Origin of the sequence: Cupriavidus sp. BIC8F, from assembly GCF_032465815.1 — a bacterium.
GTDB lineage: Bacteria > Pseudomonadota > Gammaproteobacteria > Burkholderiales > Burkholderiaceae > Cupriavidus > Cupriavidus necator.
Genome location: NZ_CP136095.1, coordinates 930,050 through 954,993, shown reverse-complemented (window position 1 = coordinate 954,993; position 24,944 = coordinate 930,050). Strand labels below are relative to the sequence as shown.

Genomic DNA, 24,944 nt, shown 5'->3' with positions numbered 1-24,944 from the left:
GCCGCCACAACCGAGCGCCACGACCATGCTAGTCCGCCTGCTCTATGCCAGCCGTGCCCGCCAGGCCATCGACGCCGCCCTGCTCGACGCCATCCTGGCCGCCAGCCTGGAACGCAATCCGCGCCACGGCATCACCGGGGTGCTGTGCCACGGCAACGGCATCTTCCTGCAGGCGCTGGAAGGCGACCGCCAGGACGTGTCACAACTGTTCCAGGCGATCGCACGCGACCCGCGCCACCACGACGTGACCCTGCTGCATTTCGAGGAAACCTGCACGCGCGACTTTGCCGGCTGGGCGATGGGCCAGGTCAATGCGGCGCGTATCAACACCGCCACCCTGCTCAAGTTCTCGGCGCGGGCCGAACTGGATCCGTACCGCACCTGCGGTGCGGCGTCGCTGGCATTGCTCAAGGAGCTGATCGCCGGCGCGTCGGTCGTGTCGCGCACCGGCGAACGCGGACGGCACTGAGCCGCGCCGTCCTGCGGCGCGCTTCTGTCACCGGAACGCTATGCCGTCACCTGGCCGAACAGGCCGCACTCCAGGTCGCTCTCGAATTCCTCGACCCAGACCGAATCGGGGCCGGCCTCATAGACGCTGGTCTTGTCCGTGCCCACCCGGCGCACGCTGACGCGCCGCACCCCGGCCTCGCGGCTTTCCTCGAGAATCTCGAACATCTCGGCCGCCAGCCCGACATGCCTGCATACCTGCAGGACCTGTTGCTGCTCGTCGGCGGGAAATTCGGTGAACGGTCTCGTTGCCATGGCATCCTCCGTCAAGGTTGAGATCGCCGCTTGCGCGCAGCGCTGACGCGCGTGGTGCCCATGCACCACGCCTGGAAAAGACATGCCGCGGCCGTCGGCCGGCGGCACATCCGCGCGCCCGCCGCACAATGGCGGCGGGCCGCAAACCCTCCTGGGAGGTAGTTGTTCGGACTCGGCGGACTCAGCTCTTGCGCTGGGTCACTGCCACGAACGGGGCCGGTGCGTGCTGGACGGACTGGCTGCCGCAGTTCGGGCAGTTCGGATGGGCAGAGGCGTGTTCCGCGAGATGCTCGGTTTTCTCGAACATATGGCCGCACTTCTCGCAGCGGTATTGGTAGACGGGCATGGCGTTCCCCAGCGCGGTGCACGCGCCGCGGGGCGCGTGTCAGCTTCATTCTAGGACAGCGGTCCGCGCCCCGAAGCGTGAAAGTTCGCGCTGCCGGAGCCGGCGCGCTGCGCGCACGCTGCGATGTCACCGCGAATTCACTTTCTCTCGCCGCGCTCCTGCCAGCCGCTACGTGAATGCGTCTTCCGCCACGCATTGACATCAGGCAAATAGCTGGTCGCGCTCGCCGCGGAACAAGCGCCGCAATGCTGCGCAAACCCAGGTCAAGCCTCGCTGCATGGCGCCGTTCTATTGTCAGGTCCAGCATTTCCCGAACTGGCCGTGTCCATGCCCACCTCAAGCAAGTTCCCTGAACTAGCAGAATTACGATTCAAGGGGTGGCGGAACATAGCCAGAATTTCGGATTTGTGGTGACGCAATTGCCCAGTGCAACCGGTGTGGACCGGTTGCCTCCCATCCGGAGATAGCTATGTACGACGGAGTCTTGCGTGTCGCCGTGGCGGACGACCACCCGCTGGTCGTGGCCGCCCTGCGCGACTGCCTGCAGCGCAGCGGCAGTGTCCAGATCAGCTGCGAATGCCGCAGCGGCACCGAGTTGCTCGGCGCGCTGGACCAGCATCCCGCCGATGTCGCCATCACCGATTTCTGCATGGGCCACGGCGATACCTCGCTGGACGGCTTCAACCTGCTGGGCCGCCTGGCGCGCCGCCATCCGCTGACGCGCGTGGTGGTGATCAGCGCCCAGTCCAATCCCGCCATCATCCGCCGCGCCATGAAGCTTGGGGTGCGCGCCTTTGTCAGCAAGGAAGACCACCTGGAGGAGGTCGTGCGCGCCTGCATCCACGTCGCATCCGGCGGCAGCTGCTTCTATTCGCCCGCGGTGCACGCCATCCTGCAACACGCCACGCTGGCCGGCGCACCGGCCACCGAACTGACGCAGCGCGAACTGGAAGTGATCCGGCTCTATGCGCAGGGCCTGCAGCTGACCGACATCGCCGGCAAGCTCGGTCGCTCGGTCAGCACCATCTCCAGCCAGAAGACCGTGGCCATGCGCAAGCTGGGGGTGCAGACCAATACCGGGCTGATCCGCTACGCCTATGAAAACCGCCTGATCTGACACGGCCGGACCAGCCGATGCAGCAAACCGTCGACCGTACCCGTGAGACCCTGGCCAGCGCCTTCGATGCGCTTGCCCGCAACGCGCGCCGCCAGCAACACCTGTATTCGGTGACCATCGCGGTGCTGATCGCCATCGTGCTGTTTTCCGGCTTGCTGCTTGCCGGCCTGGCAACGGAACAGCATCTGGACTACCGCCGCAGCGACGTCTCGCGGTACACCAGCTCGGTCTCGCAGTTGCTGCATAACGAGTCCTCGTTCCTGCGGCGCACCGTGCTGAGCATCCGCTACAACCTCGATGCGCCCGCACCGGAGCCGTCGCGCGATGCTGCCTTCGGGGCTTTCCGGCGCACCGGCACCGCCAGTCTCCACGTCGATGCCGTGCGCAAGGACTATCACCTGCTTGCCACCGAGGCAACGCGGCAGGGCTGGGGGACCGCGCTGCCGGCGCAGTTCGTGCGGCTGCGGCAGATTGCCCTGGCTGCGGTGGCCACGCAGCAGGCGTTCGATCTCGATCACGGGGCCTACGCGGTCGCGCTGGACGAAGACAGCGCCGTGGTCATCAGCCAGCCCGAGGCCGGCGCGCGCGCACCGCTCGCGCTCGACCCGACGCTGATCCCGCGGCTGCGCACATGGCTGACCCAGGCGCTGATGGAGCGCAGCGGCCACACCGTGCCGGCGCGCGACCAGCAGGTCTGGGTGGGTCCGCTGCGCCACCCGGTGGACGACGCCCCCGTCATGGTGCTGGCCGGCGCCGCCTATGCCGGCGACACGCCCACCATGCTGGTGGCCACCTGCGTGCCCCTCCAGGCGTTCCTGGCCGACTTGCAGCGCGCGGATGATCCGGCGCTGCTGGCGCTGCTCGATCCAGCCGGCGAGATCATCGATGTATCGCCGCGCGACTGGCCGGCAGCATCGGCCAGCGTCCACGATGTGGCGGCCGGCGCGCGCCTGCTGTCGCACAGCACGCTGGATGTCACGCCATCGGGCGTGCGGCTGGCGCAGGCGCTGCCGGCCGGCTTCGGGCGGCTGGTCTACCACCTGCCGTACCGCATGCTGGGTGCGGCGCTGGCAGCGGAGCTGGCCGTGATCGCCGGCGCCATGCTGCTGCTGGCCGGCGCCATCGGGCTGGCCGCGCGCTACTGGAGCCGGCACCTGCTGCGGCGCACGCACGCCGAAGCCTCGCGCGCGCTGGAGAGCGAGCTGATGAACCACGTGCTGGTCAATGCCACGCCGGTCGGCCTGTGCATCGTGCGCCAGCACGACTACGCCGTCCTGACGTCGAACCCGCTGGCCGGCGTGCTGCTGCAGTGGCAGCCCCATGGGCGCCTGCCCGATGCGGTAGCGGATGCATTCAACCGACAGCCGTGCGGTAGCGACAGCGGGCAAGCGTCCATTTCCAGCTTTACCGTCGCGGCGCCGCCGTGCGCGCCGGCGGGCGAGCCACCCGGCCCCGGCGACGCCGGACAGCGCTTCCTGCAAATCACCTACGCGCCGGCGCGCTACCGTGAGGAAGCGGTGCTGTTCTGCGCCGTGCAGGACTGCACGGCGCAGCAGGCACTGCAAGAGCAACTGCGCTCCGCCCAGCAGGCCACCGAGGCGATGATGCGCGCACGCTCGACCTTCTTCGCCGCGATGAGCCACGAGATCCGTACGCCGCTGAACGCATTGCTGGGCAACCTGGAACTGCTCGCGCGCGGCAGCGGCCTGGCAGCACACGCGCCCCGGCTCAGGGCGCTGGACACCGCCGCCGAGGCGCTGCGCCGGATCGTCAACGATGTGCTGGATTTCTCCAAGATCGATGCCGGCAAGCTCAGGCTGGTCAACGCGCCCTTCCGCCCCGTCGAGGCGCTGGAAAGCGTGGCGCTGACCCACGCGCCGATGGTGGCCGGCCGCCCCATCCGCTTTCACCTGCAGCTGTCGCCATCGCTGGATACGGAGGTCACGGGCGACCGCATGCGCCTGGTGCAGGTGTTCAACAACCTGCTGAGCAACGCCTTCAAGTTCACCGCCAGCGGCCGCATCACCGTAAGCGGCGAGCTGCGCCAGGACCACCATGGCACGCTGCGGCTGGTCTGCCGCGTCAGCGATTCCGGCATCGGCATGCCGCCGTCGCTGGCGGCACGCATATTCCAGCCCTTCGTGCAGGGCGATGCCGTGACCGTCAGCCGCTACGGCGGCACCGGCCTGGGCTTGTCGATCTGCGCCCGGCTGTGCGAGCTGATGGGCGGCAGCATCAGCGTGGACAGCGTGCCGGACGTGGGCAGCGCGTTCACGGTCTCGGTGCCGCTGCCGCCGGCCGCTGGCACGCAGCGGCCGCTTGTCCCGGCCGCCGCGGCGCAGTGCGGCGACGTGGTCGTGCTGTGCCAGGACATGCGCACCGGCGAGGCCCTGGCCGCGTGGCTCACTACGGCAGGCTGGCGTGCCGATGTGCTGGCATCGCAGGCGGCCGCGCTGGCGTCGTTCCAGGTCAAGCTGCCACGCGTCATCGTCGCCACGGAAGAGTACCCCCTGGAGGCACTGGCCGGCCTGCGCGATGCGGCAAAGCTGCCGCTTGTGTGGGTGACGGCGGAGGGCCCGCATCGGCCACGCCAGTGCGCCCCCGGCATTCACGAAGTCACAACCTACAGCCACCGCGCGCTGATCGACTGCGTGGCCCAGGCGGCCGAGGGCGCCACAGCGGCGCTTGCGCCGGCTGACGGCAACACGCCGGCGGTGCAGGCACTCCCGGCACCGGCCGCGGCGCCGCTGACGATCCTTGTCGCCGAGGACAATTCGCTGAACCAGACCCTGGTCGCCGAACAGCTGCAGGCACTTGGCTGCCACCCGATCATTGCAGGCAACGGCAGGCAGGCATTGGCGGCACTGGAGAGCACGCACATCGACGCGGTGCTGACCGATATCCATATGCCAGTCATGGACGGCCTCGCGCTGCTGCGCGCGGTGCGCGCGCAGCATCCCGGCATGCCGGTACTGGCCTTCAGCGCATTCACGTGCAGCGAGCCGTCGGCAGACTGGCGCCTGCGCGGCTTTTCCGGCTTTGTCGCCAAGCCGGCGTCGTTGCAGGACCTGCAAGCGTGCCTGCATGGCCTGCCCGGCCGCAGGTATGCCGCGGCCCCGCCTCCCGCCACCCATGACGACCCGGCTGCGGCCTCACACGCCGAAGCCGTTGATCGCCGTCGCTATGAAGCCATGCTGCGCCGGCAACTGCAGCAGGACTTGCCAGCGTTGGCGCACATCATTGCGCAGCAGGACCTGCCGGCATTGCGGCACTGGGTCCATGCCGCGGCCGGCGCCTTCATGATCGTGCGCCGCCAGCCCATCATCGAAGCGTGCCTGGCACTGGAAACACTGTGTGACGCCGCGCAGGCGTGGACCCCGGCCGCCGCAGCCGCGGCCGAAGCCCTGCATGAACAGCTGCGCGGCTACGTGCTGGCAACCGCAGCCGTGGGATAGTGCGCCCCGCGCGCTGCGCTTTACCACAATTAGCGGATTTGCGAGCATCGCCACGCGGGACGATAATGGCAATGCCGCGCCGTGGCCGTCCTGGCCATGCCTGACCGATGCTGGCGCGGCATTGTCTTCAATGTCTCTCCCCATGCAGCCAGAACAAGGCCTTCCCCAGCCACAGCGGACCTGGGCGATCCTCACTGTTTTCTTCGGCCTGATCATGGCCGTGCTAGATGGCTCGATCGCCAACATCGCCCTGCCCTCGATCTCGCGCGAGCTGCAGGCCGATCCGTCCAGCACGATCTGGGTGGTCAACGCATACCAGCTGACGGTGACCGTGTGCTTGCTGCCGCTCTCGTCGCTGGGGGACATCCTTGGCTACAAGCGCGTGTACCGGGCGGGGCTGGCCACCTTCCTGCTGGGCTCGCTGCTGTGCGCGCTGGCGGTCAACCTGCCGATGCTGGTGGCCGCGCGGGTGCTGCAGGGCATCGGCGGCGCCGGCATCATGAGCGTCAACACGGCGCTGGTGCGTTTTATCTACCCGCCCACGCGCCTGGGCCGCGGTATCGGGCTGAACGCGCTGGTGGTCGGCGTGACCATCGCCGTGGGCCCGTCGCTGGGCGCGCTGATCCTGGCGGTTGCCAGCTGGCAATGGCTGTTCGCGGTCAACGTGCCGGTGGCCATCGTCGCGCTGGTGCTGAGCCGCACTTCGCTGCCGGCGACGCCGCCGCAGCCGCGCGAGTTCGACTACCCCAGCGCGCTGCTGTCGGCGCTGGTGTTCGGCATGTTCATCCTCAGCGTCGATGTTCTGGGCCATGCCGGCTGGCGCATCGCAGGCGCTGCGGGCATGGGCGTGGCCGTGGTGCTGGGTTGGCTGCTGGTGCGGCGCCAGCACGGCCGCGCCGCGCCGCTGGTGCCGGTGGACCTGTTTGCCTGCCGCGCCTTCAGGCTGGCGGTGGGCACCTCGTTCTGCTCCTTCATGACGCAGATGCTGGCCTTTATCGCGCTGCCGTTCTATCTCGAATACCAGCTCGGCCGCTCCCTGCAGGAAACCGGCCTGCTGATCACGCCCTGGCCGCTGATGGTGGCGGTGATGGCCACGGTGTCGGGCCGGCTGTCGGACCGCTATCCGGCCAGCATCCTGGCCGGCATCGGGCTGGCCATGCTGGCGGGCGGACTGGTCGGGCTGGCCACGCTGGGCCCGGACGCCGGCAGCCTGGACATCGTCTGGCGCATGGCGATGTGCGGCACGGGCTTCGGCTTCTTCCAGTCGCCCAACAACCGCGCCATGATCGGCGCCACGCCGCCCGAGCGCAGCGGCGGCGCCAGCGGCGCACAGGCGACCACGCGGCTGCTGGGGCAGACCACCGGCACCGCGGTGGTGGCGCTGCTGTTCAGCCTGGCGCCGACCGGCGCGGCGCGCATTGCGCTGTATCTGGCGGCAGTGGTGGCGGCGCTGGGGGCCTTGATCAGCCTGAGCCGCTTGCGCGATGCCAGCGGCGCGGAGCCTGCGCGGGCGACGGTGGAACCGGACGCCTGATCAGCGATTGCGTGCGCCCTCTCCCGCTTGCGGGAGAGGGGAGCAAATCCTCTGGGTTTAAAGGCCTACTCCGCCTTCGCCCCAGACTCCTTCACCACCCGCGCCCATTTCGCAATCTCCTGGCGCTGGTACGCCGCCAGTTTCTCCGGCGTGCCCAGGATCGGATCCAGCCCCAGCGTCTTCAGCTTCGCCTGCACATCGGGCAGCGTGAAGATGCGGTTGAGTTCGGTGTTGAGCCTGGCCACCACGTCCTTCGGCGTATTGGCCGGCGCGAACACGGCGAACCATGAATCGGCTTCAAAGCCCGGCAAACCCTGCTCGGCCAGCGTCGGGATATCCGGTGCCGAGGCCGAGCGCTTCGCGCTGGTAATGCCCAGCGCGCGCAGCTTGCCCTCGCGCACCACGGGCAAGGCCGACGGCAGGTTGTCGAACATCATGGTGATATGGCCGCCGAGCAGGTCGGGGATGGCCATGGCGCGGCCTTTGTAGGGCACGTGCGTGATCTTGACCCCGGCCATCGAATTGAACATTTCCCCGGCCACGTGCGGCGAGGTGCCGACGCCGGGAGTGCCGAAGGTCAGGCCGCCCGGCCTGGATTTTGCCAGCGCGATCAACTCGGCCACGCTCTTTGCCGGCACACCGGGATTGACCACCAGCACGTTCGGCGTCGAGGCGATCAGGACCACGGGGGCGAAGTCCTTGACCATGTCGTACGGCATCTTGCTGTACAGCGCGCCGTTGATCGAGTGCGTGCCGACCGTGCCCAGCGCCAGCGTATAGCCGTCGGCCGGCGCGTGCGCCACGGCTTCGGCGCCGATATTGCCGCCCGCGCCCGGCTTGTTGTCCACCACCACCGGCTGGCCCCATGCGGGCGAGATCTTTTCCGAGACGATGCGCGCCAGCGTGTCGGGCGCGCCGCCGCTGGGGAAGCCGACCACGATCCGGATCGGCTTGGCGGGATAGCCTTGTGCCAGCGCGGGGGCCGCGCTCACCAGGGCGGATGCGGCGAGCACTGCCGCGGCAACGGTACCGAAACGCATGGATTCTCCTCCTGTTGCCGGCGGCTGCATGGCTGCCCGCATTGTGAAGACGGCGGCCAATGCCGCCGCCGGAACCTGCCAGGACTACTCGTGCCCTCAGACCGCGATGCCGCCGAACTCTTGCATCACCTTGTCATGCAGGCGGCGCATGCCGCGCAGCCAACGGTCGTAGTCCTGGCCCTTGCGGCGATAGTACTCAAGCACTTCCGGGTGCGGCAAGATCAGGAAGCGCTCGTCGGCCAACCCTTCCAGCGTCACCGCGGCGACGTGCTCGGCGGTGACCGAGCCTTCCTGCAGGAAGCCCTTGCGCTCGCCCTTCTCGCCGAACAGCATGTTGGTCTGCACGCCCTGCGGGCAGATGCAGCTGACCTTGATGCCGCGGTCGCCGTAGGTGATCGACAGCCACTCGGCAAAGCCGATGGCGGCGTGCTTGGTCACCGCATACGGCGCCGAGCCGATCTGCGACAGCAAGCCCGCGGCGGACACCGTGTTGATGAAGTAGCCATCGCCGCGCTCCAGCATCTGCGGCAGCACCGCCCTGGCCGCGTGGATATGCGCCATCACGTTGATTTCCCAGATGCGCTGCCAGTCGTCGGCGCTCGCCTCCAGCCCCTTGCGCAGGATGATGCCGGCATTGGAACAGAAGATGTCGACCTGGCCAAAGCGGCGCGTGGCCTCGTCGGCCAGGCCCTGCACGGCGGCGGCATCGGCCACGTCGACCGGCTGGGCGAACACCTCGCACGCAGGCGCCGCGACCTGGACTTCGGCGGCAACCGCGGCGGCGCCCGCCGCGTTCAGGTCGGCCACGGCCACGCCGCGCGCGCCGGCCTGCGCAAAGGCCAGCGCCAGCGCGCGCCCGATGCCGGTGGCCGCGCCAGTCACCACGACGGTCTTGTTGCGTACTTCCATGGTTGTCTCCTCGTTGAATTCGGTGCCCGCGCTACGCGTTGGAGCCGTGGGTGTGGGTATCAGGGTCCGGCTGCGCGGAAGCAAAGCGGGCGGTCGCACGCGCGCCGCCCGGCTGCCACAGCCGCGCCTGCAAGGTTTCGGCAAGGTCGCGCACGCGCGGGCCCAGGTTGCTTTCCAGGATCTCGGGCGACAGCCGTGTCGCGGCCCCGCCGATATTCAGCGCCAGCACCTCGCTGCTGCCCGCCAGCCGCAGCGGCGCCGCGGCGCCACTGACGGTGCGGTCCCATTCGGCATGCGCCACGCAGAAGCCGCGCCGTGCGTGGTCGCGCAGCGCACGGTCGATGCCGGTGCGCACGGCGGGCCAGCGCGTGCCGTAGTGGCGCGCCAGTTCGGCCAGCGCGGCCTCGCGGTGATCGGCGTCCAGCCCCGCCAGCCAGGCGCGGCCGATCGCCGAGGTGGCCATCGGCAGGCGCGCGCCCGGCGCCAGCCGGATCACCAGCGCCCCGCGCGGCTGGCAGCTTTCCAGGTAGACCATGGCGTGCCGGTCCGGCATGGCCAGTGCCACCGTGCAATCGGTGGTAAACGCCAGCGACTGCATCAGCGGCTGCGCGATCTCGCGGATGCCGGCGCCGCCTATATAGCGGTGGCCAAGCGCCATCGCGCCCTGCCCCAGCCGGTATTTCTCAGTGGCTTCGATGTAGGTGAGATAGCCGAGCGTGGCCAGCGTGTAGGTAAGCCGCGACACGGTCGGGCGCGGGATGCCGGTGCGCCGCGACAGCTCGGCGTTGCCCAGGTAATCGTCCTGCGGGCCGAAGGCGCGCAACAGCTCCATGCCGCGTGCCAGCGCGGTGACGAAGTTGCGGTCGTCGGCGCAGGCATGGCCCGCCTGCGCGTCAGCCGGCACCAGGATATGTGCGGCATCGGGCGGCGGGGCTGGAATGGTGGTGGTGCGTTTCATGGGCAGGCGGCCGGGAAGAGAACATTGATAGCAGCAACAGGGCCGCGCAGGGGCCGCTATGTAGGGAAATCATGTGCGTGAGAGACGGCGTTTATGGATGTGAATCAGCGGGTTGGCGCGACCGGTCTCCGGCTGAAGGCAAAGCGAACCCCTGCACGGCGTTTGAACCCGCTCCCCCAGGGTATCCCCCACTTCGGGCAAAGCGCGCCAGACAGCACTGAGTACGGCTCGAATTGCGGGCCGTTTGTGTGGCGGGAAGTGACCAACGGACAGCGGTGCCTGAACCAGCGCCGCCGGCAAGCACCCTAAGCGAGCGCGGCCTCTCCTGCCATGGCAATCTGCCAGCTGGGTGGGCTGCCGATACTGGCAGTCAGGTGCGTGCAGAATGCCCTGACCTTGGCGCTGGCGTGCTGTGTCGCGCGCAGCAGGTAGATTCCGCCTGGTGTTTGCGGCAACAGCCCGTCCAGCGGCAATTCCACCAGCCGGCCCGCACCAATATCCGGGCCCACCGACCAGTCGGGCATCAGCGCGATACCCAGCCCCTGCAGCACAGAGAGCCGCCGGGCATCACAGTCATCGCATTCGAGCGCAAAGGTCACCTGCGCGGTATGCGCCGGCGTCAGCAATTCCCGCCAGCCGCGCATGCTGGTGCTGTGGCCACGGTCGATCAGGCGGTGCCGCCCGAGGTCATCGGCATGGAGGGGGCGCCCGTGCTGCGCCAGGTAGGCGGGCGTCGCGCAGATGATGTAGCGCTGGTCGGAGAGACAACGGGCGACCAGCGAGCTGTCGGCCTGCTGGCCGACGCGTATGACCACGTCGAAGCGTTCCACCACGGGATCCACCACGCGCTCGGTCAGCACCAGTTCCACTGACAGGCGCGGGTATTGCGCGTAGAGGGCGCCCAGGTACGGCACCACGTGGCGCCGTCCGAAGGCCGGCAGGCAAGCCACGCGCACCAGGCCGCTGACGCCCTGCTCGAGCGCGGTGACGGCGTCGCGCGTATCGTAGAGCTCGTGCAGGATGCGCGTGGCGCGCGCAAACAGCAGGTCGCCGGCGTCGGTGCGGACCAGCGCCCGCGTGGACCGCGTGAACAGCGGCACGCCGAGCTCGCGCTCCAGGGCATCGATCTGGCGGGCGACCGACGACGCGACCATGCCGCGTTGGCGGGCCGCGGCGGAGAAGCTGCCGGACTGCGCGACTTCAACAAAGATGGCCAGGTTTTCAGCGAATCGGGCGGAGTCCATTTTTGCGTTTTGTGCAAAGGCATTGCGCGGACATGGCGGCTTCACGCGCATATGTCCCCGAGTCTAACATTCGAAAAAACAAAAGCAACCGGCTAGCTTCGCGCAACAAGCAAAAGTGGCACGCCAGACCTGTCAAGACCAACCAAGGAGCGGATCCCGATGGAGAGAACCGTAGCAACCACAGCGGGAATGACGATGCCCCGTGTCCTGCAACGCCTGGCGGGCGTTGGCGCACTTGCCGCAATCACCGTGGCGATGGCAGTTCCGGCCGGCGCCCGCGCCGAAAGCTGGCCGGCCAAACCGGTGACGCTGATCGTGCCCTATGCGGCGGGCGGCACAGTCGACAAGGTCGCGCGCCAGGTCCAGGACGCCCTGCGCAAGCGGCTGGCGCAACCCGTGATGATCGACAACCGCGCCGGCGCAGGCGGCACCATCGGCACCGGGCAGATTGCGCGCAGTCCGGCGGACGGCTACACCGTCGGCATGGTGTTCGATGCCTTTGCCACTGAGCCCTTTATCTATCCCAAGCTGCCGTATGCCTCGCACAAGGACCTGACCGGCGTCTCGTACATGGTGCGCTCGCCGATGGTGCTGGTCGTCCCCGCCGCTTCGCCTTACAAGACGCTGCTGGACTACGTTGCCGCGGCGAAGAAGCCGAACACGGTGTCCTACGCATCCGTGGGCGCGGGAAGCTCCAACCAGCTGGTGGCCGAGCTGTTCCACGAAGCGGCCGGCACCAGCGGCATCCATACCCCTTACAAGGGCGGCGGGCCTGCGCTCAATGACCTGCTGGGCGGCCACGTCGATTCGATGATCGCCAGCCTGCCGCTGGTGTTGCCTTACGTGCAGGCCGGCAAGCTGCGCGCGCTGGCCGTCACCGCACGGCAACGCGATGCGCGCCTGCCGGCCATACCCGCGGTGGCCGAGAGCCACAAGGGATTCGAGGCGTATTCCTGGGTGGCGATGATCGCACCCGCGAAGACGCCGCCTGACGTGATCGGCAAGCTCGCGGCCAGCGTCAATGCCACGCTGCGTGATCCTGCGATCGCGAAAGTCCTTGCCGACGGCGGCTTCGAGGTGATTGCGGGCGATTCCGCACAGGCCAACAAGCTGATCCGGGAAGAGGCGGTACGCTGGGGCCGGCTGATCAAGGACCGGCATATTGCAACCGAGTAAGCATCGATCATGCAGCCCTTCATCTACCAGACTCACCCGCAACGCATCGTTTTCCGCTCCGGCGCGCTGGCGGCGCTGGCAGATGAAGCGGATTTGCTTGGCGCCCGCAAGGTGCTGGTGCTTTGCACACCGGGGCAGCGCGGCCTGGCCGAGCGTGCCGCGGCGGTGCTGGGCGCGCGCTGCGCCGGCATTTTCGACGGCGCTGTCATGCATGTGCCGGTGGAGCAGGCGCGCCTGGCCCGGTCGACCGCGGCCGCGCTTGGCGCCGATGCGATGGTGGCGATCGGCGGAGGCTCCACCATCGGGCTTGGCAAGGCCATCGCCCTCGAATCGGAACTCCCCATCGTTGCCGTGCCGACCACCTATGCCGGATCGGAGATGACGCCGATCTATGGCATGACCGAGGGCGGACTCAAGCGCACCGGCCGCAATGCGCGGGTGCTGCCGCGCACCGTGATCTACGACCCCGAGCTGTCCCTGCGCCTGCCGGTGCCGGTGAGCGTAACCAGCGGGATCAATGCCATCGCGCATGCCGCCGAGGGCCTGTACGCCGCGGACCGCAGCCCGGTCAGCGAATGGATGTGCCGCGACGGCATCGCCGCACTGGGCCGCGCCCTGCCCGTCATCGCACGCGGCAGTGGGCCGGAAGTGCTGGCGGCGCGCGGCGATGCGCTCTACGGGGCGTGGCTCTGTGGCGCCGTGCTGGGCAGCGTCGGGGTGGGCCTGCACCACAAGCTCTGCCACACGCTCGGCGGCACCTACAACCTGCCCCATGCCGAGGTCCACACGATCGTGCTGCCGCATGCGCTGGCGTATAACGCACCGGCAGCGCCGCAAGCCATCGCGACCGTCGCGGCCGCGCTGGGGCGCGAGGACATCAGTGGCGCGCAGGCAGTGTTCGACCTCGCGGCGTCGCTGGGCGCCCCGATTGCGCTGCGCGACATCGGCATGCGCGAGGAGGATCTCGATCACGCCTGCGAACTGGCGCTGCGTGACCAGTATCCCAATCCGCGCCCGCTGGACGCGCACGGCATCCGGCAACTGCTTGACGATGCCTTCCATGGGCGGCGGCCGGGCTGAACTGGACTTCGGCCACCGGTCCGCTGCCCGCTCAGGAGCCCGCCAGCCATGGCGGGCCCAGCCCTCGATGCATTGCTGCAGGACCGCGCCGGCAATCGGCACAGCTACTCGCTGCCACCAGGCGCGATGCAGGACATCGAGATCCGCGCACTGAAGGTTGCCGCGCTCAACCAGCTGACGCCTGCGCTGGCTGGCCTGGTCACGATGACGCCCAACCCGTTCCTTCAGTTGAAGGTGGTAGCGCACAGCGGCGGCATGCTCGCCGGTGCACAGGCGCAGATGATGTCCGCCGAGTGGCGCGACTTCATCCGCCCGCATGAGGAACGCATTACCGCGCTCAGAGGCCAGAAGTTCAGCGAGGCTTACCAGGAAGGTACGCAGTTCAACTATGACGTGAAGCTCGATTCCGGCCCGCCGACGGCGGCGATGCTGGCGGCGGAGTCATTGGCCGGCGCTCGGACAGCGCTGAAAGCACCGGGAAGCTCACGCAGGCCTGCGTCAGCAGGCCCGCGATGCGATGATCAGCGTACGCATTCCGGTAGCCGTAATCGCGGCGCGCACCGCATCGTCTTCCCAAAGGTTCATGTTGCGGCGTTCAATCGGCGTGACGTTCGGGAGCACTTCCCGAAATGCCGGCATCAATGGGCCGCTGTACACCTTCGAGGCCGAAGTGGAGACCACAACCGGCAAGTCAAAGGCGACCGCCGTCTTCGCGACCGCAAGGCCATTACTGCGCAGAATCTGGGGGTCTTGAGAACCCGCAGCGAACGCAAGGCCTGCTCATCAACGAGGATCAATGCACAATCGGCGGGTTCGAGCAGTCCCGGCGACGACGCCGAGGGAAGATGACGCATGGGCATGCCCCAAGACCACCGCCCCTAAAATCTGCATCCCCCGCTGAATCTGCTCCACCGTCAAACTCGCATAACCCAGCACCAATCCAGCCGCTCGACGCTGTCCATGCGACCGGGCCCCTGCAAACAACGGCGATACCGGGTAGACCCCCACATCCTTGCTGCGCGCAGCGGCCACCAGCGCTGTCTCGTCCTGGGGCCGCAGCGACGGCAACCACAGCACCACATGCAGCCCCGCCGCGGTACCGCAGACTTCGGCGTCCCCTGGCAGGTGGTGTGCGACGCCATCCAGCAAGGCCGCTCGCCGGCGCTCGTTTTCCCGGCGCATGCGCCGCACATGGCGTTCGTAGGCACCGCTTTCGATCAGCGCTGCCAGCACGCGCTGCTCCAGCACGGGCGCATGGCGGTCGGCCAGCCGCTTGGCCTGCCGGAACACCGGCACCAGTTCAGGCGGCAGCACCAGGTAGCCGAGCCGCAGTTGCGGCGACAGCGCCTTGGAGAAAGTGCCAACGTAGATCACGCGGCCGTCGGTGTCGATCGAGCGCAGCGTGTCGATCGGACGCTGGCCGTAGCGGAACTCCCCGTCGTAGTCGTCCTCGATAATCCAGGCGTCGTGGCGCTGCGCCCATTGCAGCAGGTCCAGGCGCCGGCCGATCGGCAGCACGCCCCCTAGCGGGAACTGGTGCGACGGTGTCACGTACACCAGGCGGACACGATCGTCCTGGGGAAGGCTGGCGGTATCCAGGCCATGCCCGTCCACTGGCGTGGCCAGGCACCTGGCGCCGGTGGCTTCGAAGCAGCGCCTTGCCATCAGGTAGCCAGGGTCTTCGAAAGCGAAGGCATCGCCGGCATCCAGCAGCAACCGTGCGCACAGGTCGATGGCCTGCTGCGAGCCATGTACCACCAGGACCTGCTCGGCCTCGCAGGCCAGTCCCCGGGCACGCCGCAGATAACCCTGGAGGGCGCGTCGCAGCGATGCCTCACCTTCGGGCGGGGCGTACGACAGGCTGTTTTGCTGACGCAGCAGTTCGGCCTGGTAGGCACGCCGCCAGGCCAGGGTCGGAAAGTCCCGGGAAGCCACCGCCCCATACAGGAAGTCGAAGCGAACCGGCTCAGCTTGCAGCGGTGCCGGCATGCCGAGTCCCGCCACGCGGCGCCCGAATTCGGACAGGGTCGGGGCGGACCTGGCGCGCCGGCCTGCGCTCATCCCGGCTGGTGCCGGTGCCGCCAACGGGCTGGCGATTCGGGCCGCCCGCCCCACCGCCGTGACGAGGAAGCCCTCGGCCGCAAGTTGTTCGTAGGCAGCGGTAACGGTGGTACGCGATACCCCCAATTCGGACGCCAGCGCTCGCGTGGACGGCGCCCGGGCACCCGGCGGCAGTGAGCCGTCCGCGATCTGGGCGCGCAGAAGATCGTAGATGCGGCGTCCCGCGCCCGTGGCTCCGGGACGGCTACCGGCTGGCTGGTGTGACTGGCCCATAAAGAATCACGAAAACCGGACCTTCCGATTGTGCCAGTTGTCGGCGAGAGTATCGAGCATTTCATCCCTTCCGATTCCCAACCATGTACATTCCTGCTCACTTTGCTGAAAACCGGCCAGAGGAACTGGGCCGCATCATCCGCGAGCACCCGCTGGGGATGCTGGTTACGCAAGGCAGCGCCGGACTGGATGCCGACCACGTCCCGTTCGAGTTCGATCCCGGCGAGGGAAGCCACGGCGTGCTCACAGCCCACGTGGCCCGCGCGAACCCGCTCTGGCAGCGTTGCCCCACGGGCTCGCCGGTCATGGTCGTGTTCCGGGGCGCCGAGGCCTATATCTCGCCCAACTGGTACCCGAGCAAGCATGAGGCGCACCGCCAGGTGCCGACCTGGAACTATGAGGTGGTACACGCGCACGGCACGATCACCGTGCATGACGACGAACGTTTCGTTCGCCGCCTGGTTGCGCGTCTGACACGGCGGCACGAGGCGGCCGAATCCAGGCCCTGGAAGATGGGGGACTCCGCGCCGGAGTACATCGACAGCATGCTGCGCAACATCGTGGGCATCGAGATCGCCGTCACTTCGCTGGTGGGCAAGGTCAAGCTCAGCCAGAACAAGGAGTTGCGGGACCGCCTCGGTGCCGCCGACACCCTGGAGGCGCGGGGGTATGGCGAACTTGCGCAGTCCATGCGCAAGACTGGTTGAATTGCCCCCTTGCAACCCGTGAATGACTGGCCGCGGCCCGCGCTCAGCCTTGCCTCACCATTGACGAACACCACAGCATGTCATTCATCCCCTTCCTGATCGCTGCTATCGTTCTCGCCATCACCCCCGGCCCGGCCATCGCCTATGTCGTTGCACGAACGGTGGCTGGCGGCCGATCCGAGGGCCTGGCTTCATGCTTCGGCACCGCCCTTGGAGGCTTGCTCCATGTGCTCGCGGCGGCCTTGGGCCTGTCGCTGGTCATTGCCCGGTCGGCGGTGGCATTCAACCTGCTCAAGTATCTGGGTGCGGCTTATCTGGTGTACCTGGGGATTCGCATGTTGATGCGCAAGCAAGCGCCGGTCACGCTCGAAACCATGCCATCCAGAGGTGCGCGCCGCGCTCTGGTCGAGGGCATCATGGTCGAAGTCCTGAACGTCAAGACGGCGCTGTTCTTTCTGGCGTTCCTGCCGCAGTTTGTCTCGGCAAGCGAACCTCTGGTGCCGCAGTTGGTGCTGCTGGGCTGCATTTGCGTAGCGCTCAATACGCTGGTTGACGTTGTTGTCGTGTTTGCCGCGCATCGTCTGCTCAAGTCTGGCGCCGCCCGCGAAGCTCGCGCCCGCTTGATGGCCAGGATGTCGGGTGTCACAATGCTGGGCCTGGGCGCCTTCCTGGCGCTGGCCCGGCGCGAGGCATAGACAGGGGGCCGCTCGGCCCTCGGAAGATCAATACGCTCCCACCCGTCCGCCGCCCCCGCTGGCAGCGCATTCTGCTGTGCCAGCCTGAGCACACCGCGGCCACGCCCAGCCCGCCACCATGAAGCATCGCACCGCCTCATCCACGGAATCATGCATCGACCTTCCCGGCAAGGGTGACTGGGTCCACCGGGATGCTTCCGCTCGCCGCGTCGAGCGTTTCGAAGCATTCTTTGGCGGTCATGGCTACGATATGCACCGTCATGACACCTACGCGATCGGCCGCACGCTGTCCGGCGTGCAAAGCTTCTCCTATCGGCGCGGCATGACGCATAGCACACCCGGCGGGACCATCGTGCTACACCCCGACGAGCCCCATGACGGCCACGCCGGCACCGATGCCGGTTTCCGATACCGGATGCTCTATATCGAGCCTTCGCTGATCCAGCGCGCACTAGGCGGAAAGCCACTGCCATTCATTGCGGGCGGCCGCTCGGAAGATCCACAGCTGTACGCCGCGTCCGAAACCTTGTTGCAGGCGATGGACTACGCGCTGGCCCCGCTGGAGGAAGACGACGCCATCTTCGACCTGGCACAGGCCCTGGCCGCTGCCGCGGGCGTACGACGCGGCCGCCAGGCTGTGGACTACCGCGCCGCGGAAATCGCCCGCACCTGCCTGCTCGACAACCTGGAGAGCACCGTCACCCTTGGTGAACTGGAGCAAGGCAGCGGGCGTGACCGCTGGAGCCTGTCGCGCGACTTTCGCACGCTTTATGGCACCAGCCCGCATCGCTACCTTGTCATGCGCCGGCTCGACATGGTGCGCCGGCTGGCGGCAGCCGGCGAAACGCTGGCCAATGCCGCCGTCTGGGCGGGCTTTACAGACCAGAGCCACATGACGCGGCACTTCACGCGCGCGTTCGGCCATTCGCCGGGACGCTGGATGCGTGCGTTGCGGGGCGCATCGGGCTGAGCTTGCACGAACGTACAAGACCTTGTAGCCGGATCGGCGCAGACTGTCCCTTCCCGCCTGACTGATCTGAAACGAACCCCGTCATGAATGCATCGCACCACACCGCTGCGCCCTATCATTCGATCAACTTCGCGCAGAAGCTAGGCCTGATCACTGAACATTGGCAACCGCGCGTGGTTGCGGAGATGAACGACTACCAGTTCAAGATCGTCAAGATTGCTGGCGATTTCGTCTGGCACCAACATGCCGATACCGACGAAACCTTCATCGTGCTCAACGGGCAGTTGCGCATCGATTTCCGCGATGGACATGTGTTCGTCAATGCCGGGGAGATGTACGTCGTGCCCAGGGGCGTGGAACACAAGCCCTATGCGCATGAAGAAGTGCACATGCTCCTGGTCGAGCCGCGCGGCGTTGTCAACACCGGCGACCAGGGAGGCAAGCGTACCGCGCCGAACGATGTGTGGATCTGATGTCAGCCCTTCCTGTTGTACGGCCTGGGCTTCTGTGACCCGACCGGTTCTTTGACACGCCCGCCGGCTCTTGGCCGACCGGGCGTGTCATCTCAACGGCCTACGCTTTCAGCGAACCGCCGCCCCTCAAGCCGCGGCCCGCCGGGCCGCGGCGCGATACTGCGCCAGCAACGCCTCCCGCCGTACTGCCGCCGCATCCATGCTGGCCTCCTTCACGTGGCCGTAGCCGCGGATGTCGTCTGGCAACGCGGCAAGCGCCAGCGCGGTGTCGACGTTGTCCGCGCTCAGGGACGCTGCGAACTCGTCGATCATGGCCAGATAGTCGTTGACCAGCGCCCGCTCGGCGCGGCGCTCGGCAGTCTTGCCAAACACATCGAACGCCGTGCCACGCAAACCCTTCAGGCGAGCCAGCAAGCGGAATGCCGTCATCGTGCGCGGACCGAAGCGGCGCTTGACCGGGTGGCCCTTGGCGTCACCATTGTCGGTCCTGGCCAGCAGCGGCGGCGCCAGCCAGAAGTTGAGCTGGTAGTCGCGGCCGGGCTCCCCTTCGAACTGGGCGCGCAGCTTGTCCAGGAAGGCGGGATCGGCGTAGAGGCGCGCCACCTCGTACTCGTCCTTGTAGGCCATCAGCTTGGCCAGGTTGCGGGCCACGGCCTCGGTCAGCGGCAGCTTGCGGTCGATGCCCAGTTGCTGCTCCGCTGCGCGGATGCGCTCGACGGCCTCGCGGTAGCGGGCGGCATATGCGGTGTTCTGGTAATCGGCCAACATCGTCTCGCGCTTGCGGATCAGGGTGTCGAGCGTCTGCGGGATTGCCACGACCTGTGCGGTCGGGGCCGCCGGAGCACCAGGCAAGAGCGCCTTGACCGCCGCCTCGCCATGGTGCGCGAGATACCGTCCCCATTCGAATGCCAGCCGGTTCTTGTCGATCGACACCCCGTTGAGTTCGATCGCGCGCAGCAGGCTTTCACGCTGCAGCGGGATCCAGCCCTTCTGCCAGGCAAAGCCGAGCAGCAGCGGGTTGGAGTAGATGGCATCGGCCAGCAGGGTCACCGCCCATGCGCTGGCGTCGAAGAACGCGCAGGCATCGCCCACGCTGGCGCGCAGGTCCTGCTCGGCACCGGCGCCGGGGAACTTCCACTTCGGGTTCTTGATGAATTCCGCGGTGGGCGTGTTGGCGCTGTTGACCACGGCGGCGGTCAGTCCGTGCCGGATCTTCGACAGCACCTCGGCCGAGGCCGAGACAATGGCGTCGCCCCCGATCACCAGGCGCGCCTCACCCGTCGCGATACGCGTCGCATGCAGGTCGTCCGGGCCCGGTGCGATCTGCACGTGGCTGATCACCGCGCCGCCCTTCTGGGCCAGGCCAGCCATGTCGAGCACGGTCACGCCCTTGCGCTCAAGGTGCGATGCCATGCCCAGCAGGCCGCCGATGGTGACCACGCCCGTGCCGCCCACGCCGGTGACCAGCACGCCGTACGGCCGCTCCAGGGCCGGCAGCCGCGGCAGCGGCAGCGCCTCGAAGTCGGCGCCAGTGCCCTTGCCACCGGCTGCCGCGGGCTTGCGCACCTGCGCCCCCTCGGCGGTGACAAAGCTCGGGCAGAAGCCGTTGACGCAGGAGAAATCCTTGTTGCACGACGACTGGTTGATCTTGCGCTTGGTCCCGAGTTCGGTCTCCAGCGGCTCCACCGACAGGCAGTTGGACTTGGCCGAGCAATCGCCGCAGCCCTCGCAGACTGCGTCGTTGATAAAGGCGCGCTTGGCCGGATCAGGATAGGTGCCGCGCTTGCGGCGGCGGCGCTTCTCGGTCGCGCAGGTCTGGTCGTAGATCAGGATGGTGACGCCCGCGGTATCGCGCAGATCAACCTGGACGGCGTCGAGCTGGTCGCGGTGGAACACGGTCACGCCGGACGGCAGCATGGTACCGTCGCCATACTTCTGCGGCTCGTCGGTGACGACGACCAGCTTCTTCGCGCCCTCGGCCAGCACCTGGTGCGCAATCTGCGGCACCGTCAGCACGCCGTCGATGGGCTGCCCGCCGGTCATTGCCACGGCGTCATTGAACAGGATCTTGTAGGTGATATTGGCCTTGGCCGCGATCGATGCGCGGATGGCCAGCAGCCCCGAGTGGAAATACGTACCGTCGCCCAGGTTGGCAAACACGTGCTTGTCGCCGGTGAAATGCATCTGGCCGGTCCAGGCCACGCCCTCGCCGCCCATCTGGCTGAAGGTGTCGGTATTGCGGTCCATCCACAGGGTCATGTAGTGGCACCCGATGCCGGCCAGCGCACGCGAGCCTTCCGGCACGCGCGTGGACGTATTGTGCGGGCACCCCGAGCAGAACCAGGGCTTGCGCTCCACCGCGATGCGCGGCTGCGCGGCCTCGCGCTCCTTGGCCTCGATCAGCGCCACGCGCGCGGCAATGCGTGCGCGCACCGCTTCCGGCAGGTCGAAGCGTTCCAGCCGGCGGGCGATGGCCTTGGCGATCAGCGCCGGCGACAATTCATAGTGCGCCGGCAGCAGCCAGTTGCCACGCGGCACCGACCACTCGCCGCCATCGTTGCCACGCTGGTCGAACTTGCCGAAGACCTTGGGCCGCACATCCTCGCGCCAGTTGTACAGCTCTTCCTTGAGCGCGTATTCGAGGATCTGCCGCTTCTCTTCCACCACCAGGATCTCTTCGAGGCCGGTGGCGAACTCGCGGGCGCCGTGCGCCTCCAGCGGCCACACGCAACCCACCTTGTAGACGCGGATGCCGATGCGGGCGCAGGTGTCATCGTCCAGGCCCAGGTCTGCGAGCGCCTGGCGCACGTCTAGATACGCCTTGCCGGCGGTCATGATGCCGAAGCGCGCATTCGGCGAATCGAGCACGACGCGATTGAGCCGGTTGGCCCGCACATAGGCCAGCGCCGCATACCACTTGTGGTCAAGCAGCCGCGCTTCCTGCTCCAGCGGGGAATCGGGCCAGCGGATATTGAGGCCGCCCTGCGGCACGACAAAGTCCTGCGGCAGCGCGATCTGCACGCGCTCGGGATCGATCTCGACCGAGGCGGTCGACTCCACCACGTCGGTGACGCACTTCATCGCCACCCACAGGCCGGAATACCGGCTCATGGCCCAGCCATGCAGGCCGTAGTCGAGGTACTCCTGCACATTGGCGGGGTACAGCACCGGGATGCCGGCGGCCTGCAGCACGTGCTCCGACTGGTGCGCCACGGTGGAGGACTTGGCGGCGTGATCGTCGCCGGCCAGCAGCAGCACGCCGCCATGGCGCGACGAGCCGGCCGAATTGGCGTGCTTGAGCACGTCGATGGACCGGTCCACGCCCGGCCCCTTGCCATACCACATCGAGAACACGCCGTCGCGCGTGGCGCCGGGGAACAGGTTGACCTGCTGGCTGCCCCAGACCGCGGTCGCGGCAAGGTCTTCGTTGACGCCGGGCTGAAACACCACGTCGCTGGCCGCCAGGTGCTGCTTGGCCTTCCACAGCGCCTGGTCGACGCCGCCCAGCGGCGAGCCGCGATAGCCCGAGATAAACCCGGCGGTGTTGAGCCCGGCGGCGCGGTCGCGCGCCTTCTGCAGCATTGGCAGGCGGACCAGGGCCTGCACGCCGCTCAGGTAGACGCGGCCCTGCTCCAGGGTGTACTTGTCGTCGAGGCTGGCGCTGGCCAGGGCTTCGAGCAAGGCGGGGTTCAGCGGGGCATTCACGATCTCAGTCTCCGTGCTTGTTCTCTTGTATTCGGAGCAGTTTAGAAATCCGTGCCGTCATCGTAAAATCATGAATTCCAACACCTGATATCTGCAGAACGGATACCTCGGAGACCCCCCATGTTCAAGGTGCGCGAAGGCTCGGAAAGACTGGCCAAGGAAGTCACGCTGAGGCAGTTCCGTTATTTCGTCGCGGCCGCCGAAACGGGGCAATTTTCCATGGCTGCGACCGCCGAGCATGTCTCGCAGTCGGCCATCACCAATGCTGTGCTGGCGCTTGAGCAGCGCCTGGCCGTACGCCTGTTCGATCGCCGGCCCCACGGTGTGACGCTAACGGCAGAAGGCCACCTCTTCTTCCAGCACGCTCGCCAGATCCTGGATTCGGTCGAGGATGCGCTGCGCGAGCCGCGCTTCCAGGTGCACGGGTTGCAGGGCAGCGTGCGCCTGGCCGCCTCCTACACGGTGCTGGGCTACTTCCTGCCGGGGCTGCTGGCGCGCTTTCGCACCAACTATCCGGACATCGAACTGGATCTGCTCGACATGGACCGGCCGGATATCGAGCGGGCCGTGCTGGCGGGGGAGATTGAGCTGGGCATCGCGCTGCTGTCGAACCTGGAACGGCCCCAGCGCTTCCAGCGTCATACGCTGATGCGTTCCCGGCGCCAGTTGTGGACCTCGTCCAGCCATCCGCTGCTGGCCGTGGAGCGGCCTTCGCTGCGCGATATTGCGGCCTATCCGTATATCCTCATCACCGTGGACGAGGCCGAGGAATCCACCCTGCGTTACTGGCGCAGCCACCGGCTCGCACCCAAGGTCGCATTCCGGACCGGGTCGATGGAGGCCCTGCGCGGGCTGGTGGCGCATGGCTTCGGCGTCACCGTGCTGTCCGACATGGTGTATCGCCCGTGGTCACTGGAGGGAAAGCAGATCGAGGCCCGGCCGATTGCCAATGCGGTGCCGGACATGGAGGTCGGCATGCTGTGGCAGCCCGGGCGCAAGCTGGGCAAGCCGGCGGATGCGCTGAGGGAGTTTCTGATTCACGCTTGCGGAAGCTGAGGCGGATCCTGTCGTGTCGTGTCGTGTCGTGTCCAATCCAGCGCAGAAAACCAAAAGAAATGGTGCAATGCAACATAAATGCACCTATGCTTGGAGGTATGCCGGCCGGACACGCCTTCGAAAAGCGATCCAGACGCCGCTCGCCTCCCAAGAATTTGCCAGGTGTCCGTTTTCATCGGATGCCGAAGGAAAACCCGCGTGCCCTCCTCCGTTATTCCGCAGCCTGTCCTCGACGCTTCTGCAACAAGCTCCTCCCGCCTCTTCAGTGAAATGTGCGAACTGCTCCAGGCGGCAATACATGTCGTCAGCATTCGCACCACGCGCATGGCGATCGCCGGTCCGGCGCCTGACGAGCAGGACCAGCGCGAATTCAGCCTGATGAGCATTGAGAAGGGAGAGGCCGCATCGGAATCGTTGCTTGCGATGGGTTCGGGATGGATCAACCTGACCATGAGCCTCGCAAAGGACACCAGTGATCACCTCTGGGCGACATCCGCGGCCGCGGCCACGCTGGCGTGCAGTCGTTCCGCCGCGCAATGGTTCGAACGCCAGGCCGACCTTCTGCAATTGGCCGCCGGGTTCCCCGGCAACCCGCTGAAGCTGGCAGACCTGGCGACAAACCTGATGCAGGAAATCCTCGCGCCGATCCACGGCCGTGCGATGGCAAATGCGAAGCGCCTGGGCGCAGCGTGAAAGCACGGGGCCGCGCCGTTGTCTTGCCGCGTCGGTATTGCGCATGATCAGCGTGCCTGAGGCCTGAAGCAATCCAGGTCGCTACCCCACCCTCTTCCGATCGCTGACTACCACCAGCGCCTGCGCCTGGGTCTTGCCGATCGAGCGCGATCGATGCGGGATCGATGCGTTGAAATACAGCGAGTCGCCAGCCTGCATTCGCACGGTACGGTCGTCGAACAGCACCTCCATCTCGCCCGAAACGACGAAGATCAGCTCTTCGCCGGCATGGCTGGCCATCGGCTGGTCTTGTGCCAGCGTGAACGGCGGCACCATGACGAAGGGCTGCATCGCCTTGTCGACGCGCTCCGTGGCAATGGCTTCGTAGGTATAGCCCTGGCGCTCGGCGGACGGGCTGAACGGCACCCGGTCCGCTGCCTTGACCAGCAGGATCTCATTGGCGCGCTGCGGCTTGGCGATCAGTTGGTCGACGGTCACGTCGAGGGCCTCGGCCAGCTTGAGCACCGTGCCGATGGTCGGCGACGACAAGCCGCGCTCCAGCTTGGACAAGTAGCTCTTCGTCAGCGATGCCCGTTGCGCCAGCTCCTCGAGCGTCAGTCCGTTGAGCTTGCGCAGTGCCGCCAGCCGTTCGGCGATGGTCGAAAGAGCGGCCGGAGCGCCCGATTCTTGCTTCCTGGTCATCCGCAGTCA

22 protein-coding genes are annotated in these 24,944 nt (G+C 67.5%); 13 read left to right on the top strand and 9 right to left on the bottom strand.

Going from position 1 to position 24,944, the window contains the following annotated elements; genetic code table 11:
* The first annotated feature begins 25 nt into the window (after positions 1-25).
* Positions 26-469 (top strand): BLUF domain-containing protein, encoded by a 444-nt coding sequence (locus RS901_RS24510; protein WP_013953572.1) that lies wholly within the window; start codon positions 26-28, stop codon positions 467-469.
* 38 nt (positions 470-507) lie between these two features.
* Here RS901_RS24510 and RS901_RS24505 read toward each other — a convergent pair whose 3' ends face one another.
* Together RS901_RS24505 and RS901_RS24500 are read right to left on the bottom strand one after the other, a co-directional pair.
* The gene (locus RS901_RS24505; protein ID WP_013953573.1) at positions 508-762 is read right to left on the bottom strand and encodes a hypothetical protein; all 255 of its coding nucleotides are present in this window, start codon (positions 760-762) and stop codon (positions 508-510) included.
* Between the two features lie 181 nt (positions 763-943).
* Positions 944-1,108, bottom strand: coding sequence for an FmdB family zinc ribbon protein (locus RS901_RS24500; protein ID WP_010812787.1), 165 nt, complete (start codon positions 1,106-1,108; stop codon positions 944-946).
* A 469-nt stretch (positions 1,109-1,577) separates the two neighbouring features.
* On the opposite strand from RS901_RS24500, the gene RS901_RS24495 reads away from it, so the two are divergent.
* From RS901_RS24495 to RS901_RS24485, 3 genes are all read left to right on the top strand, one after another.
* On the top strand, positions 1,578-2,225 hold the full coding sequence (locus RS901_RS24495) for a response regulator transcription factor (RefSeq protein ID WP_316156738.1): 648 nt from the start codon (positions 1,578-1,580) through the stop codon (positions 2,223-2,225).
* A 17-nt stretch (positions 2,226-2,242) separates the two neighbouring features.
* Positions 2,243-5,680 (top strand): ATP-binding protein, encoded by a 3,438-nt coding sequence (locus RS901_RS24490; RefSeq protein WP_316156737.1) that lies wholly within the window; start codon positions 2,243-2,245, stop codon positions 5,678-5,680.
* 142 nt (positions 5,681-5,822) lie between these two features.
* Complete coding sequence (locus RS901_RS24485; RefSeq protein WP_316156736.1) at positions 5,823-7,214, top strand: MFS transporter; 1,392 nt, start codon at positions 5,823-5,825, stop codon at positions 7,212-7,214.
* Between the two features lie 65 nt (positions 7,215-7,279).
* On the opposite strand, the gene RS901_RS24480 is transcribed toward RS901_RS24485, so the two are convergent.
* The 4 genes from RS901_RS24480 to RS901_RS24465 all read right to left on the bottom strand — a co-directional run bounded on the left by RS901_RS24480 (position 7,280) and on the right by RS901_RS24465 (position 11,365).
* Positions 7,280-8,254 (bottom strand): tripartite tricarboxylate transporter substrate binding protein, encoded by a 975-nt coding sequence (locus RS901_RS24480; RefSeq protein WP_316156735.1) that lies wholly within the window; start codon positions 8,252-8,254, stop codon positions 7,280-7,282.
* A 96-nt stretch (positions 8,255-8,350) separates the two neighbouring features.
* Positions 8,351-9,163, bottom strand: a complete 813-nt coding sequence (locus RS901_RS24475; RefSeq protein WP_316156734.1) for an SDR family oxidoreductase — start codon at positions 9,161-9,163, stop codon at positions 8,351-8,353.
* A gap of 31 nt (positions 9,164-9,194) precedes the next feature.
* A complete protein-coding gene (locus RS901_RS24470) occupies positions 9,195-10,121 on the bottom strand; it encodes an IclR family transcriptional regulator (protein WP_316156733.1) in 927 nt (308 codons plus the stop codon).
* Between the two features lie 305 nt (positions 10,122-10,426).
* Positions 10,427-11,365, bottom strand: coding sequence for a LysR family transcriptional regulator (locus RS901_RS24465; protein ID WP_316156732.1), 939 nt, complete (start codon positions 11,363-11,365; stop codon positions 10,427-10,429).
* A gap of 195 nt (positions 11,366-11,560) precedes the next feature.
* Between RS901_RS24465 and RS901_RS24460 the strand changes: the two genes are divergently transcribed.
* The 3 genes from RS901_RS24460 to RS901_RS24450 are packed head-to-tail and all read left to right on the top strand — an operon-like array spanning position 11,561 to position 14,470.
* Positions 11,561-12,541, top strand: coding sequence for a tripartite tricarboxylate transporter substrate binding protein (locus RS901_RS24460; protein ID WP_316156731.1), 981 nt, complete (start codon positions 11,561-11,563; stop codon positions 12,539-12,541).
* Between the two features lie 9 nt (positions 12,542-12,550).
* The gene (locus RS901_RS24455) at positions 12,551-13,621 is read left to right on the top strand and encodes a maleylacetate reductase (RefSeq protein ID WP_316156730.1); all 1,071 of its coding nucleotides are present in this window, start codon (positions 12,551-12,553) and stop codon (positions 13,619-13,621) included.
* 48 nt (positions 13,622-13,669) lie between these two features.
* Complete coding sequence (locus RS901_RS24450; RefSeq protein WP_316156729.1) at positions 13,670-14,470, top strand: hypothetical protein; 801 nt, start codon at positions 13,670-13,672, stop codon at positions 14,468-14,470.
* Here RS901_RS24450 and RS901_RS24445 read toward each other — a convergent pair.
* Entirely contained in the window at positions 14,405-15,955 is a 1,551-nt protein-coding gene (locus tag RS901_RS24445; protein ID WP_316156728.1) for a PLP-dependent aminotransferase family protein, read from the bottom strand. The genes RS901_RS24450 and RS901_RS24445 overlap by 66 nt on opposite strands.
* An 83-nt stretch (positions 15,956-16,038) precedes the next feature.
* On the opposite strand from RS901_RS24445, the gene RS901_RS24440 reads away from it, so the two are divergent.
* The 4 genes from RS901_RS24440 to RS901_RS24425 all read left to right on the top strand — a co-directional run bounded on the left by RS901_RS24440 (position 16,039) and on the right by RS901_RS24425 (position 18,800).
* Entirely contained in the window at positions 16,039-16,662 is a 624-nt protein-coding gene (locus tag RS901_RS24440; protein ID WP_316156727.1) for an FMN-binding negative transcriptional regulator, read from the top strand.
* 77 nt (positions 16,663-16,739) lie between these two features.
* The gene (locus RS901_RS24435; RefSeq protein ID WP_316156726.1) at positions 16,740-17,357 is read left to right on the top strand and encodes a LysE family translocator; all 618 of its coding nucleotides are present in this window, start codon (positions 16,740-16,742) and stop codon (positions 17,355-17,357) included.
* Between the two features lie 118 nt (positions 17,358-17,475).
* A complete protein-coding gene (locus RS901_RS24430; protein ID WP_316156725.1) occupies positions 17,476-18,327 on the top strand; it encodes an AraC family transcriptional regulator in 852 nt (283 codons plus the stop codon).
* Between the two features lie 83 nt (positions 18,328-18,410).
* Positions 18,411-18,800, top strand: coding sequence for a cupin domain-containing protein (locus tag RS901_RS24425; protein ID WP_316156724.1), 390 nt, complete (start codon positions 18,411-18,413; stop codon positions 18,798-18,800).
* Between the two features lie 126 nt (positions 18,801-18,926).
* Here RS901_RS24425 and RS901_RS24420 read toward each other — a convergent pair whose 3' ends face one another.
* The gene (locus RS901_RS24420) at positions 18,927-22,505 is read right to left on the bottom strand and encodes an indolepyruvate ferredoxin oxidoreductase family protein (protein WP_316156723.1); all 3,579 of its coding nucleotides are present in this window, start codon (positions 22,503-22,505) and stop codon (positions 18,927-18,929) included.
* A gap of 120 nt (positions 22,506-22,625) precedes the next feature.
* Between RS901_RS24420 and RS901_RS24415 the strand changes: the two genes are divergently transcribed.
* Both RS901_RS24415 and RS901_RS24410 read left to right on the top strand, forming a co-directional pair.
* Positions 22,626-23,561, top strand: a complete 936-nt coding sequence (locus RS901_RS24415; protein ID WP_013953585.1) for a LysR substrate-binding domain-containing protein — start codon at positions 22,626-22,628, stop codon at positions 23,559-23,561.
* Positions 23,562-23,759: 198 nt separating this feature from the next.
* The gene (locus RS901_RS24410) at positions 23,760-24,254 is read left to right on the top strand and encodes a polyhydroxyalkanoate granule-associated phasin (RefSeq protein ID WP_316156722.1); all 495 of its coding nucleotides are present in this window, start codon (positions 23,760-23,762) and stop codon (positions 24,252-24,254) included.
* Between the two features lie 81 nt (positions 24,255-24,335).
* Here the strand turns inward: RS901_RS24410 and RS901_RS24405 are convergent, their stop codons facing one another.
* Complete coding sequence (locus RS901_RS24405; protein WP_316156721.1) at positions 24,336-24,935, bottom strand: helix-turn-helix domain-containing protein; 600 nt, start codon at positions 24,933-24,935, stop codon at positions 24,336-24,338.
* Positions 24,936-24,944: the final 9 nt, after the last annotated feature.